The sequence below is a fragment of the Brevundimonas lenta genome (assembly GCF_014196335.1).
In the GTDB taxonomy this organism is placed as follows: domain Bacteria; phylum Pseudomonadota; class Alphaproteobacteria; order Caulobacterales; family Caulobacteraceae; genus Brevundimonas; species Brevundimonas lenta.
In genome coordinates, this window is the sequence record NZ_JACIDM010000003.1 from 155,374 (window position 1) to 168,169 (window position 12,796).

15 protein-coding genes are annotated in these 12,796 nt (G+C 67.4%); 8 read left to right on the plus strand and 7 right to left on the minus strand.

Annotated elements, in window-relative coordinates:
• The first annotated feature begins 56 nt into the window (after positions 1–56).
• Positions 57–785, plus strand: coding sequence for an NAD-dependent deacylase (locus tag GGR12_RS14050; RefSeq protein WP_183205085.1), 729 nt, complete (start codon positions 57–59; stop codon positions 783–785).
• Here the strand turns inward: GGR12_RS14050 and GGR12_RS14055 are convergent.
• The 4 genes from GGR12_RS14055 to GGR12_RS14070 all read right to left on the minus strand — a co-directional run bounded on the left by GGR12_RS14055 (position 769) and on the right by GGR12_RS14070 (position 4,332).
• The gene (locus GGR12_RS14055) at positions 769–1,794 is read right to left on the minus strand and encodes a hypothetical protein (protein ID WP_183205086.1); all 1,026 of its coding nucleotides are present in this window, start codon (positions 1,792–1,794) and stop codon (positions 769–771) included. The genes GGR12_RS14050 and GGR12_RS14055 overlap by 17 nt on opposite strands.
• A gap of 64 nt (positions 1,795–1,858) precedes the next feature.
• Complete coding sequence (locus tag GGR12_RS14060) at positions 1,859–2,650, minus strand: RNA methyltransferase (protein ID WP_183205087.1); 792 nt, start codon at positions 2,648–2,650, stop codon at positions 1,859–1,861.
• 44 nt (positions 2,651–2,694) lie between these two features.
• Positions 2,695–3,717: a phospholipase C/P1 nuclease family protein gene (locus GGR12_RS14065; RefSeq protein ID WP_183205088.1), complete on the minus strand. Its 1,023-nt coding sequence runs from the start codon at positions 3,715–3,717 to the stop codon at positions 2,695–2,697.
• Positions 3,718–3,747: 30 nt separating this feature from the next.
• On the minus strand, positions 3,748–4,332 hold the full coding sequence (locus GGR12_RS14070) for a glutathione S-transferase family protein (RefSeq protein WP_183205089.1): 585 nt from the start codon (positions 4,330–4,332) through the stop codon (positions 3,748–3,750).
• Positions 4,333–4,549: 217 nt separating this feature from the next.
• Between GGR12_RS14070 and GGR12_RS14075 the strand changes: the two genes are divergently transcribed.
• Positions 4,550–5,164, plus strand: coding sequence for a 3D domain-containing protein (locus tag GGR12_RS14075; RefSeq protein ID WP_183205090.1), 615 nt, complete (start codon positions 4,550–4,552; stop codon positions 5,162–5,164).
• A 28-nt stretch (positions 5,165–5,192) separates the two neighbouring features.
• On the opposite strand, the gene GGR12_RS14080 is transcribed toward GGR12_RS14075, so the two are convergent.
• A complete protein-coding gene (locus GGR12_RS14080; protein ID WP_183205091.1) occupies positions 5,193–5,516 on the minus strand; it encodes an Mpo1-like protein in 324 nt (107 codons plus the stop codon).
• A gap of 114 nt (positions 5,517–5,630) precedes the next feature.
• Here GGR12_RS14080 and GGR12_RS14085 point away from each other — a divergent pair, with 114 nt between their 5' ends.
• A complete protein-coding gene (locus GGR12_RS14085) occupies positions 5,631–5,840 on the plus strand; it encodes a flagellar hook protein FlgE (RefSeq protein WP_183205092.1) in 210 nt (69 codons plus the stop codon).
• 2 nt (positions 5,841–5,842) lie between these two features.
• Here GGR12_RS14085 and GGR12_RS14090 read toward each other — a convergent pair whose 3' ends face one another.
• Positions 5,843–6,373: a hypothetical protein gene (locus GGR12_RS14090; protein WP_183205093.1), complete on the minus strand. Its 531-nt coding sequence runs from the start codon at positions 6,371–6,373 to the stop codon at positions 5,843–5,845.
• A gap of 197 nt (positions 6,374–6,570) precedes the next feature.
• Between GGR12_RS14090 and GGR12_RS14095 the strand changes: the two genes are divergently transcribed.
• The 5 genes from GGR12_RS14095 (at position 6,571) to GGR12_RS14115 (ending at position 10,770) form a co-directional block, all read left to right on the plus strand.
• Positions 6,571–7,044 (plus strand): Csu type fimbrial protein, encoded by a 474-nt coding sequence (locus GGR12_RS14095; RefSeq protein WP_183205094.1) that lies wholly within the window; start codon positions 6,571–6,573, stop codon positions 7,042–7,044.
• A gap of 13 nt (positions 7,045–7,057) precedes the next feature.
• Positions 7,058–7,768 (plus strand): fimbrial biogenesis chaperone, encoded by a 711-nt coding sequence (locus GGR12_RS14100; RefSeq protein WP_183205095.1) that lies wholly within the window; start codon positions 7,058–7,060, stop codon positions 7,766–7,768.
• A gap of 100 nt (positions 7,769–7,868) precedes the next feature.
• Positions 7,869–10,106: a fimbria/pilus outer membrane usher protein gene (locus tag GGR12_RS14105; RefSeq protein WP_183205096.1), complete on the plus strand. Its 2,238-nt coding sequence runs from the start codon at positions 7,869–7,871 to the stop codon at positions 10,104–10,106.
• Positions 10,094–10,555 carry a Csu type fimbrial protein gene (locus tag GGR12_RS14110; RefSeq protein WP_183205097.1) on the plus strand — a complete coding sequence of 154 codons (462 nt, stop codon included), beginning with the start codon at positions 10,094–10,096 and terminating at the stop codon, positions 10,553–10,555. Before GGR12_RS14105 ends, GGR12_RS14110 begins: the two co-directional genes overlap by 13 nt.
• 14 nt (positions 10,556–10,569) lie before the next feature.
• Positions 10,570–10,770, plus strand: coding sequence for a hypothetical protein (locus GGR12_RS14115; RefSeq protein WP_183205098.1), 201 nt, complete (start codon positions 10,570–10,572; stop codon positions 10,768–10,770).
• Positions 10,771–10,829: 59 nt separating this feature from the next.
• Here the strand turns inward: GGR12_RS14115 and rpoD are convergent, their stop codons facing one another.
• Positions 10,830–12,779 (minus strand): RNA polymerase sigma factor RpoD, encoded by a 1,950-nt coding sequence (rpoD, locus tag GGR12_RS14120; RefSeq protein WP_183205099.1) that lies wholly within the window; start codon positions 12,777–12,779, stop codon positions 10,830–10,832.
• Positions 12,780–12,796: the final 17 nt, after the last annotated feature.

A 12,796-nucleotide genomic window follows, 5' to 3' on the forward strand; every position in this document is an offset into this window, starting at 1 on the left:
ATCCTGTGATGTCTGTGGCCTTGCCTTTCCCGGCCGGAAGGAAGGACGATCGACGCATGTCCTATCACAGCCTCGTCATCCTCACCGGCGCCGGCATCTCGGCCGAATCCGGCGTGCCAACCTTCCGTGCCGATGACGGCCTCTGGATGGGCCATCGCATCGAGGATGTGGCCACACCCGAAGCCTTCGCGCGCAATCCGGCCCTGGTGCATGACTTCTACAACCAGCGCCGCCGCCAGTTGCCGACCGTCCACCCGAACCTCGCCCACCACGCCCTGGCCGAGCTCGCGGCCCGGTGGGAGGGCGACTTCCTGCTGGTCACCCAAAATGTCGACGACCTTCACGACCGCGCCCACGCCCTGACGCCGCCCGGCCCCGGCTTCGAACTGATCCACATGCACGGCGAACTGCTCAAGGCGCACTGCACCCGCACCGGAGAGGTTTGCGACTGGCCCGGCGACCTCGCCGTCCAAGAGCCGTCGCCGCACCACCCGCAGGGCCGCTTGCGCCCGCATATCGTCTGGTTCGGCGAGATGCCCCTGCGCATGGAGCGGATCGAGGCCGCCCTGGCCGAATGCGACCTGTTCGTCTCGATCGGCACGTCGGGAGCGGTCTATCCGGCCGCCGGCTTCGTCGAGCTGGCCAATATGGCCGGCGCGCGCACGGTGGAGATCAACGTCGAACCCAGCCTCGGCCGCCGCCTGTTCGACGAGGGGCTGTACGGCCCCGCCACGCAGCAGGTGCCGGCCTTCGTCGACAGCCTGCTGGCTACTGCGAGCGGATGATACGCCCGAACTGGCGCCGCGGATGGTCCGCCGGGATCAGGGCCCGCGTGTCGCCGACCCGAATGTCCTCCCGTACGGGAACCGGCTCCAGCCCCGCAAAGCTCCGGTAGAACAGCAGGCCCAGGGCCGTCGGCAGGGCGATCATCACGCCCAGCATCAGCAGCGCCCCGAGCGAAACCAGCGCCAGGACGACAGGCGCCAGCAGGCCGATCGCGAAATAGGCCCAATGGGCGTGGGTCTTGAGGCCCCGCGCGATGAAATGCCCGACCAGGATGCTGAGGGTCACGGGAATGACCGCGATCAGGATCATGAAGGCCGCCTGCAGGCCGACGCCCAGGCTCATCTCCGCCGTATGATCGATGACCGACGCATTGCTGCGATCCGTCAGCAGGCTGGCCTCATAGCCGAGCATCAGCACGGCCTGCACGCCGGCCGCGATCCCGGCCGACAGCGTCGCGGCCAGCAGCATCAGCGGCAGCGAGGTCCGGACCTGCAACGGCCCGGTGAAATATTCGGTCTCCCCGGCGCGAACCACGGCGGCCTCCGAAGCCCCCTCCGTCCCTTCAGGCGGGGTCTGCAGCGCCTCGACCAGGGCCTCCGGGCTGTCGTCGCCGATCTCCCACCCCGCCTTGAAGGCGTACAGGAAACCCATGCCCGCCCCGACCAGCGTCGGCAGAATGAAGAAGTAGGCGATCATGCCCTGGGCGGCGATGGCCGCGAGATCGACGGCCCGCATCTGGGTCGCATAGGCCAGGGCCAGGGCCAGTCCGCCCAGCCCGGCGTAGAGCGCGCGGTTGCCCAGCTTCGCCCGCCTCAGGAACAGATGCCCGACCACGAACGCGCCGCCGAACGCCAGCCCGCCCCGCAGGCAGGAGAACAGCAGGGCATCCATGTGCAGACGCATCCCCTCGATCGTCATCATCGCTGGCACGGTGCACAGGAAGATGAAGACCGAAGCCCCGGCCACAAGCATGCCGAATCCGGCGCGGTCGGTGCGAATGGGCGGCATCGGGGTACTCCTCTGGAGAACACACCTCACGCCTCGCCGCTTAAGGGGTGATGGACCGGCTTGGTTAAGCCCCGTCGTCAGCCTGCTCGTCGGCCTTCTTCGCCGCCGCCATCTTCGCCAGCAGTCGCCCACGCCCCTTGGCCAGGGCGTGGATCACGCCGCGGAAGGTCGCCACCTCCTGCTCGCTGAAGGCCGAGCGCCCCAGCATCACCCGCAGGTTCTGGCTCATCGAGCGCTTCTTCTCGGGCGGATAGAAGAAGCCGCCGGCTTCCAGCTCCGTCTCCAGATGCTCGTACATGCCGACCAGCAGTTCGTTCGATGCCGGCGGGTCCGACTCGCGGAAGCGCGGCGGCGGCGCGTCGAGGATCAGGGTGCGCCACTCATAGGCGTTGATCGCCACCGCCTGCGCCAGGTTCAGCGAATGGTGCTTCGGATCGATCGGGATGGTGGTGATCCCGGCCGTCAGGGCGATGTCGGTGGTTTCCAGCCCCGCGCGTTCGCCGCCGAACAGGATGCCGGTCCGCAGGCCCGAGGCGGTGTCGTCGTACAGGATCCGCGCCGACTCCCGTGGCGTCCGCACCGGCATCCGCGTCTCGCGCGGCCGGGCGGTGGTAGAGAAGACGGTGTTCAGGTCCGCGACCGCTTCGGCCACGCTGTCGAACACCTTTACCCCCTCCAGCACCCAGTCGGCGCCCGAGGCCGTGGCCCAGGCCCGGTCCTGCGGCCAGCCGTCGCGCGGGCTGACCAGACGCAGCTCCGTCAGGCCGAAATTGGCCATCACCCGCGCCACGGCGCCGATGTTCTCCGCCATTTGGGACTTGTCGAGGATGATGACGGGAGGGGTCAGGTCGGACATGCGCCGTCCCTACCCCTGCCGCCCTCCGAGCGAAAGCGCCGCGATCAGTCCTCGCCGTACATGGCCAGCCACGGATCGGCCGTCCCGGCCTCGACCTCGGCCACCTTCACCGCCGGCCAGCCGATCGAGGCGTCCGCAGAGGCGCGCCAGGCGAGGATGTACAGATCGCGCAGTTCCGACGCGCCCGCCGCCAGACGGGCGTTCACGAACGCCCCGCCGCGCGGGTCCGTGTCACGGAAGCCGCCGGCCTTCTCCAGCACGTAGAACGGGCGCACCTCGGCCAGCGTGGTCTTCAGATAGGCCGGAACCCGCGCCTTCAGGTCGAAGCCGTCCAGTTGCGGCGCGGTCATCGCCGCCTCGACCGCGTCCAGGCGTGCCACCCGCGACGTGAAGTCGCCCTCGAACGCGCCGTGCGTCTGGCGCGAGGTCGTGAAGCCGTCCGGATTGGCCACGTCGCGCGACCAGCCGTTGAAGTGGATCGTCGTGTGGTGCGGCTGCGCGCCGTCGCCCACGTAGTGGGCGAGCACGCCCATGTCGCGGCGGATCAGGGCCTCGCGGCGTTCGCGGTCGGTGCGGTACCAGGCCCGCTTGCCCGGATCCAGTTCGCGCGCCTCGGCGGCGTTCAGCACCCGCCAGGTGGCGAAGTCGCGCACCAGCTGCTGGTACCCGTCCATGATGGCGTAGGGCAGATAGCCGGCGTCGTTGACGTCCAGCCCGGCGGCGACCAGGGCAGCGTCATATTCCGACTTCAGGTTCGGCAGGGCGTCGATCGACAGGCCGTTGGCGTTGATGACATGGGCGTTGTCGTCCAGGTCGATGAAGTGCGCCGTGTCGCGCTCGCGGTCGTGCGGCTGACCGCCCCCCTTCCAGCGATCCGGCTCGCGCGCCAGTTCGCCGATGTCGGCCACCGCGCCGGGCGTGCGCAGGAAGGCGGGCATTTCCTCAGGCAGGGCCCGCGTCGCCGCCACGCCGATCAGGCGGTGGCCCGTATTGCCCCAGGCGACGGCCTGCATCGCCACGCCGCCGGCGGCGACAAGGGCGAGGGCGGCGATGATGGTGCGCTTCATGGACGGCTCCGGAAATCTGGTCCCGACCGCTTAGCCGATCCCGAAGGCGTCCTCCACCCGTCCGATCCAGCGAACCACGGCCGGATAGCGCTCCAGCTCGAAACCGCCCTCCGGCGCCAGCCGCGTGTAGGCCACCAGCGCCAGGTCCGCGAGCGTCGGCCCGTCCCCCACCAGCCAGTCGTGCTCGGTGAGCGCCCCCTCCATCCGGGCCAGGGCCGCATGACCCCGTTCCACCAGCCGCGGCTCGATCTCGTCCGCCCGCTTCCCCGCCATCGCCCGCTGGAACCGGACCACGGCGATATAGGGCTCGTGGCTGTACTGCTCCCAGAACAGCCACTCGAACATCCGCGCCCGGTCGTACGCGTCCGCGGGGATCAGGTCCGTCCCTTCGCCCAGATGCACCAGGATGGCGTTCGACTGCGCCAGCGCCCGACCGTCCTCCAGAACCACCGTCGGCGTCTGTCCGGCGGGGTTGATGGCCAGAAACTCCGGGCTGCGGGTCACGCCTGACATGACGTCGGTTTCGACCCAGCGATAATCACGCCGCAGCCGATCGAGCATCCACTTGACCTTCAAACAGTTGCCCGAACGAATATCTCCATAAACAGTAAGCATCGCGCCTCAGCAAAGTGTTCTTGATCTGCGAATACAGCTCATCATCTTGTCAGATTTCGGCAAACGCGATTCGGTTTAACCATCCGTCGGCCTGACTTATCCACCGAACTGCTGACAGGTGGTCGCACCCTGGCGCCATTGCCCGCCTTTTGACACAATTTGAAACGAAAAGCTCACCGCCGGCGAGTTCGGGGCCGGTGATTCCGTGAGTTTGTATATGCTCGGCACTGCCGCTGCGCTCGCCCTCCTGTGGGCGATGGCCTTCCCCGCCCAAACGGCGGTAACCGGTGAACCGGTCTCCTATGAATCCGTGGTCGCTGCCGACCAGCTTCAGGAGACGGGACCCGCACGCGACGGCGTCAGCAGCGACGAGAGCACGCTCTCTGCCGAACAACAGGCCCTGATGCAGGAAGACGCCGACTGGAATGCGCGCGCCAACCTGTACCATGCAGGCGGTGGCGGCGCGACGGGCAACGACAGCCTGGGCTGCCGTCCGATCGCCATGCGCACCGTGGCCACCGACCCCCGCTACATCCCGCGTCGCACCCGCCTGTTCATCCGCGAAACGGTCGGCATGCGCATGCCCGACGGCACCGTGCACGACGGCTACTGGTACGCCTCTGACACCGGCGGCGCGATCAAGGGTCAGAAGATCGACCTCTACACCGGCAACGGCCGCGGCTCGATGCAGCCGGCCATGCGCTTCAACCAGCAGCGCCTGACCATCGTCGACGCCGGCCGCTTCGAAGGCTGCCCGCCGTCGTGGGACAGCACCCCGGCTCGCGGCCCGCTGATGGCCTCGGCCTCGGAAAACATCGGCGCGTCGCAGTAACGACCGCCCTGGATCGGGAACGCGGAGCCTAGAAGCGCCGCTTCCCGCTCACCGTCTCGAAGAACATCCGCCAGTCGCCCATCAGGCTCCACAGCGGGTATTTGAACGTCGCCGGCCTGTTCTTCTCGAAGAAGAAATGCCCGACCCAGGCGAAGCCGTAGCCCACCACCGGCATGGCCAGCAGCCACAGCGGGTTCAGGGTCACCAGCGCCACCGCCAGCACGACCAGCACCAGGGCCGATCCCACAATGTGGATCCGTCGGCACGTCCGGTTGGAGTGCTCGTGGATGTAATACGGATAGAACTGGCTGAACGACTGATAACGTTCGCCGGGCGCGGGCTGGCTGCTCATGGCGCCAGCGTGCCTCCCGTTTCCCGGAACGGTCAAGCGGGCCGTTCACCATCCCTGTCAGCGTTCGGGTAAGCGCGGACGGCCACACTGCTTCCGATCCACGGGGAGCTTCCCATGCAGGCCTTCGCTATCGCCGCCGCCGGCGTATCCGCCGCCACAGACCGGTTCGCCGCCAGCGCCGCCCGCACGGCGCGTGACCCGCTGGCCGACCTCGCCGGCGAAACCGTCGAACGGATGTCGGCCGAAACCGCCGTGAAGGCCAATGTCGCGGTGCTCAAATCCGCCGACGAGATGTACGGCAGCATGCTCGACATCCTCGCCTGAGGTCAGGCTTCCGTCGCGGGCTCCGGTCCCAGCAGGCGGCGGATCATCGGCCAGATGTTGGCCAGGGCCGAGGCGAAGCCCACCACGCTCGACACCCACTGGAACGCGGTCCAGGCCCAGCCGAACAGATCGCCCTGCCCGAACGCCTGGCTCAGCGGGAACAGCACCTGCGCCACGCCGATCTGGAAGGTCGCATAGGCCTCGGAATATTCGATCGAACGGTCGGCGAAGAAGGCGATGCCGACCGCCGCCGACACCGGCGCCCACAGCAGCGGCAGGATCAGCAGCACCGACAGCCCCAGCAGCGCCAGTTTGGTGCCCAGGGTCTCGTTCGACAGCAGGCTGACCACCAGCCCCGCGCCCATGCCCAGCGTGACCGCCAGCAGCATCACCGGCAGCACCAGATCCGCCACCGCGATCAGATCGGTGAAGATCATGCCGACCAGTATGGCGGCCCCGGCCAGCAGGAATGATCCCATCCAGAGGGCCGCATACTGGCCCAGACGACGCTTCAGGTGACCCAGGCTGATCATGGCGGCGATCCCGAATGGTTAACGCGAGGATGCCGATTCACCGAACGCGAGTCTACGGAAAAACCCCGACAATTCGCGTCACAGGACGCACGCCTCTTGGGCGAAGCCCCCGGGCCCCCTCCGGGTAATCCCTGATGCTGCGCCTGACATGCCCCACGTAACGTCTCGTCCACGGACCAATGCCGCTGGAGGCGACGATGCGCATCTCATTGCCCGTTCTGATCCTGGCGGGCCTCGCAGCGACGACGGCGACGGCCCAGACGCGGACCGCCCAGTTCGCCGTTCGGGCCCAGGTCGTGGCGGACTGCCAGATCACAGCCCAGGACCTGAATTTCGGCACCTATAGTTCGACCACCGCGGCGACCGCCTCGACCCCGCTGAATCTCCGCTGCACGCCCGGGTCATCGGCCACGATCAGTCTTGACGGCGGATCATCCGGAAACCCGCAGGCCCGAACCATGCAGGGCCAGGGCGCCAGTCTCGGCTACCAGCTATACCGCGACGCGGCCCTGCAGAATCCCATCAACACGGCGGGCATGGCCTGGCAGCTGCAAGGCTCCCAGAACACCGGCCAGACCGTCGTCTACACCATCTTCGGTCAGGTGCCGGCGAACCAGCTCGTGCCGGCCGGCAACTATGTCGACACCATCCGCGTGACCGTCAACTACTGACCGGGAGGCCCGCATGCCGAAGATTGGCGCATTCGCCGCAGTGATCGCCGCCGCCGTGCTGGTCGCCTTCCCGGTCGCCGCGGGATCGCTGGAGATCGGGCCCATCCGGGTGCAGATGATCGGACCGGAACGGACCGCCACCCTCACCATCCGCAATGTCGATTCCGCCGCGACGAACGTCCAGATCCGCACCGTCGACTGGAGCCAGCCGAACGGCATCGATGATTATTCGCCCTCCGCCGTCCTCCTCGCCAGCCCGCCGCTGGTCACGCTCGGTCCCGGCGAGTCGCAGGTCATCCGGCTGGTCGTGGAGCATATGCCCGACTCGCCCCGGGAGCGGGCCTTCCGGCTGATCCTCGACGAAATCCCGCCCCAGCAGGAAGCCTCGGCCACCGGCGTCCAGACCGCGATCCGGGCGTTGGTGCCGGTCTTCGTCACCCCTTCCACCGCCTCGCGCCCCAGCCTGCGCTGGACTGCGGTGCGATCCGGCGACGGAGTGGTGCTGACCGCCATCAACGACGGCGACACGCGCGAACGGCTGATCGACCTCCAGGTCACCGTCAACGGCCAGCCCGTCGTCGATGCGCCGCTGGAAGGCTATGTGCTCAGCGGCGGCAGCCGCGCCTGGACCCTGACATCCGGGGCCGCCCAGGCGGCGTCCCTGGCGGTCAGCGCGGAAGGTGAATACGGGACGGTCCAGGCCAATGTCCCGGTTACGCCATGATCGGAGCCAAGCGCGCGTCCTTTCCTGCGCCGTGGTGGTTCTGAGCTTCCTTTCAGCTCTGCCTTCCGGGGTTCGGGCGCAGGATCCGCCCCCTCTCCCCGTGACCGGAACGACCCTGTTTCTCGACGTCAGGGTGAACGACTGGCCGCTCAAACTGGTGGCCCGCTTCCGGGATACGGACGGTCGCCTGTCCCTTCCGGCCGACCAGTTCGAAGGCCTCGGCTTCCTTCTCGACGAGGCCTTCGTCACGACAGAGGATGGCGAGCGCCGCGTCTATCTGGACCAGGTTCCCGGTCTTGAGTGGCGCATCGACCAGCGCGCCCAGACCATCGACATCACCGCGCCCTTCGACCGCCTGAAACCCAACCTGATCAGCGTCTCCCCGGGCGTACCGAGGATTCCCAGCCGCGCCGACTGGGGCGCCATGCTGTCATACGATCTGTTCGGGGAGTGGTCGGAGAAGCCTGACGATCCCGACCTGGCGCGGACGGTCTCGATCAATCTCGACGCCCGCCTGTTCTCACCGTGGTTCAGCGCCTTCAGCACCGGCTACTACACCACGACCGAAGGCGGGGAAGACGAGTTCGTCCGCCTGGAATCGTGGGTCGATTTCGACTCGACTGAAAGCGCCTGGCGTCTGCGTCTCGGCGACTCCTACACCGCGGGCCCGATCTGGGTGCGCCCGTTCCGCTTCGGCGGAATCCAGTGGATGACCGATTTCAGTCTGCGGCCTGACGTCGTGACCACCCCGATGCCTGAGCTGAACCAGGACATCGCCGTGCCCTCCTCAGTCGATCTGTTTATCAACGGCGTGCAGCGTTACTCACGTGCGGTAGAGCCCGGCGCCCTGCGCCTGACCGACCTCCCGATCGTTTCAGGCGCAAATTCGATCAGTGTCGTCGTGACGGACCAGGCCGGTCGGCGGACGCAGATGATCCTGCCGCTCTATTCCTCCACTCTCCTGCTGGCGCAGGGCATGAGCACTTTCAACGTGGAGGCGGGCCTGGCCCGCCAGAACTTTTCCCTGCAGAGCAACGACTATGAAGGAACCTTCGCCTCCGGGAATTTCCGCTACGGCGTCAACGACGACCTGACCGTGACCGGCTACGCCGCCGTCGCGAAGGACTATGTCACGGGCGCGGGCGGCGCCGCTTTCGCCGTTGGCGACCTGTTCGTCGCCGAGGCGACCGCGCTCGTCAGCGACGCGCCGACCGGCACCGGCTGGGCCTGGTTTCTGGGCGTCGAGCGCGTCGCCTCCCGGTTCAACTTCACCGGTCGCTACATCGAGAACCACGGCTACCACGACCTGGCCGACCTGTTCGGATACACGACCTACAAGAGGAAGGCGTTGGCGTCGATTGGCGTGAATATGGATCGCGCCGGCCAGCTCAACCTCACCTACGCCAGCCAGGAGGAACTGGACGGCGGGCGCAGCACGGTCGCCTCCGGAACATGGGGCATCGACCTCTTCCGCAATCAGATCCACGTTTCGACCAGCGCGTTCGCCGAACTGGAGGATGACAGTTGGGGCGTCGTCCTGGCGGCGTCCTTCCCGCTGGGCGGCGGCGTTCAGGCCTACGCCCAGGAGACCTGGCGCGACAATGATCAACGCGCGACCTTCGCCCAGGTGCGGGGCGAAGCGTTCAACCAACGCCTGACGTGGCAGATCGAGGGTACAGAAGGGGACTTCGAGCGCTTCGACGCCCAGGCCGACTGGGAAGGCCGGTTCGCCAATCTTCACCTCGCCGCCACCGAGATCGAGGGCTCCGCCGGCTATCAGGCCGGCGTCGTGCAGTCGTTCGTGTTCATGGATGGCCAGGCCTACGTCGCCGGGCGCCTGGACGACGCCTTCGCCGTGGTGGAGGTCGAGAACTCCCCCGGCGTCCGGGTGGCGCTCGAGAACCGCACCATCGGGCGGACCAACGACCGCGGCCGCCTGTTCCTTCCCGGGCTTCAGTCCTATGCGCCGAACGCCATCTCCATCGAGCCCCTGGACCTCCCGCCGGACGCAAGCATTCGGGATTCGGCGACGCTGGTTTCGCCGCGAGGAGGCGCCGGCCTCGTCACCCGCTTTGCCGTCGATCATGCCCGGTCCGCCATCGTGACCGTTCGCATGCCGGACGGCTCTGCCCCGCCCGTCGGCGCCCGCGTCAGGATCGCAGGAGTCGAGGACCCGGCCGTCAGCGGCTTCGACGGCGAGATCTACGTGCGCGGCCTGCAGAATGGCGAAAACCGCCTCGAGCTTTCATGGCGCGAAGGCGCCTGCTCGGTGACCTTCACCGCCGAGGTCGTCGAGGGCAGCCTGCCCCGCCTGGGACCCTTCACATGCGCGCCCTGATCACCCTTTCCCTGTTGTTCGCCTCGTCGGCCGCGGCGGCCCAGACTCCACCGCCTGCGGCGACCTGCAACATCCGTTCGCCGGGCCTGAACTTCGGCATCTACAGCGCGCTCGACCAGGCCCCGGGCACGGCGCTGGGCCGCATAGATCTGTCATGCCTGCCTCTCGTCGCCACGGCGGGCGTCCGGGTCAGCCTGTCGTCGGGAAGCTCGGCCCAGCCCCTGGACCGCGCCATGACCAACGGCGATGCAACCCTGCGCTACAACCTCTTCGCCGATCCCGGCCACCACCTCGTGCTGGGGGACGGCTCCAACGGCACCGTTGAGCCAGTGCAGCTTACACGGGGCCTTGGCCGGGCCAGTTTCCGGGTCTATGGCGTGATCTGGCCCAGACAGGCGGTGCCGGCCGGCGACTACTCGGACACGGTGCGCATAGACGTCGAGTTCTGAGCCTGGAGACGCCGGTGATCCTTCTTCCCTTGCTTCTGCTCACCGCCACGCCCGCCGCCGGCCAGACGTCGACGGCGGTGATGATGGTCCGGGCCCAGGTGATCCAGACCTGCGTCCTCTCGAACCGCACCGGGGCGCGCTGCCATGGCGCGCGGGATCGCCCCGTAGCGCGCCGGATCATCCGCAGCGGCGCCGTCACCATTTTCGAGTTCTAGATTTCGCGCACGAAAAAGGGCCCGGCGTCGACGCCGGGCCCTCGTGTCGTCTCGCGGGATCAGCTGTCCAGGAAGGACCGCAGCTTCCGCGACCGGCTCGGGTGCTTCAGCTTGCGCAGCGCCTTGGCCTCGATCTGACGGATCCGTTCGCGGGTGACCGAGAACTGCTGGCCGACTTCTTCCAGCGTGTGGTCCGTGTTCATGCCGATGCCGAAGCGCATCCGCAGGACCCGCTCCTCGCGCGGCGTCAGCGACGCCAGCACGCGGGTGGTGGTCTCGCGCAGGTTCGACTGGATGGCGGCGTCGATCGGCAGGACGGCGTTCTTGTCCTCGATGAAGTCGCCCAGGTGCGAGTCTTCCTCGTCGCCGATCGGGGTTTCGAGCGAGATCGGCTCCTTGGCGATCTTCAGGACCTTGCGCACCTTCTCCAGCGGCATGGCCAGCTTTTCGGCCAGCTCTTCCGGGGTCGGCTCGCGGCCGATCTCGTGCAGCATCTGGCGGCTGGTGCGGACGATCTTGTTGATCGTCTCGATCATGTGCACCGGGATGCGGATGGTCCGCGCCTGGTCGGCGATCGAGCGGGTGATCGCCTGACGGATCCACCAGGTGGCGTAGGTCGAGAACTTGTAGCCGCGGCGGTACTCGAACTTGTCGACCGCCTTCATCAGACCGATGTTGCCTTCCTGGATCAGGTCCAGGAACTGCAGACCGCGGTTGGTGTATTTCTTGGCGATGGAGATCACGAGGCGCAGGTTGGCCTCGACCATTTCCTTCTTGGCCTGACGGGCCTCGCGCTCACCCTTCTGGACGGTCTGGACGATGCGGCGATAGTCGTCGATCGGCAGGCCGGCCTCGGTGGCCACGGCGGCCACGTCGCCGCGAATCTGGGCGATCTGCGCGGCTTCGTTGTCGCTGAACTTGGTCCAGCGCACGCCCATCTGTTTGACGTTCTCGGCCCAGTTCGGATCCAGCTCCTTGCCGAAATACGACTTCAGGAACTCGGGACGCGAGATGCCGTAGCTGTCGGCCAGGCGCAGCAGCCGGCCTTCCAGACCCATCAGACGCTTGTTGATCGCGTAGAGCTGCTCAACCAGCGCCTCGATGCGGTTGTTGTTCAGCTTCATCGTCTTCAGACGGCCCGAGATGGTCGTCGTCAGGGTGTCGTAGGCCTTCTGGTCCTTGGCGTTCAGGGTCTCGCCCTTCAGGCGCGACTCGACCAGCTTGTCCTGGAGCTTGCGGAAGCCGCCGAAGTCGGCCGCGATCGCGTCCAGCACTTCCATGACGCCGTCGCGCAGCTCGGCTTCCAGCGCCGAGATCGACATGCCGCCGCCGTCGTCGAAGTCCTCGTCTTCCTCGTCGTCGGTTTCCGGCTTGGGCTCGGCGCCCTCTTCCGGCTCTTCCTCGACCACTTCACCGGCCGGGGGCTGGTTGTGCGGCAGGGACGACGGGTTCAGCACGCCGTAGGTCGCGTCCAGGTCGATGACCTCACGCAGCAGGATGCGATTGTTCGCCAGTTCGTCGCGCCACACCATGATGGCCTCGAAGGTCAGCGCGCTTTCGCACAGACCCGAGATCATGGCGTCGCGGCCGGCCTCGATGCGCTTGGCGATGGCGATTTCGCCCTCGCGGCTCAGCAGCTCGACCGAACCCATCTCGCGCAGGTACATGCGCACCGGGTCATCGGTGCGGTCATAGGCGGCCTTGGCCGGGGTCTCGGCGACCGAAGTCTCGGCGCGTTCCGCGACTTCGCCGCCCTCGCCTTCCTTCTGCTCCGCGTCTTCCTCGGCCTCGACGACGTTGACGCCCATCTCGCTCAGCATGGCCAGGGTGTCCTCGATCGCGTCGGGGGTCACCTCTTCGGACGGCAGGACCTTGTTCAGCTCCTCCATCGTCACATAGCCACGGGCTTTCGCCTGCTTGATGAACTTCTTGACGCCAGCGTCGGTAAGGTCGAGCAGCGGGCCGTCTGACTGGACTTCGGCTTCCTGCGTCTCGGTCTGGGCGCTCATTCAGTCTTCTCTCCGGG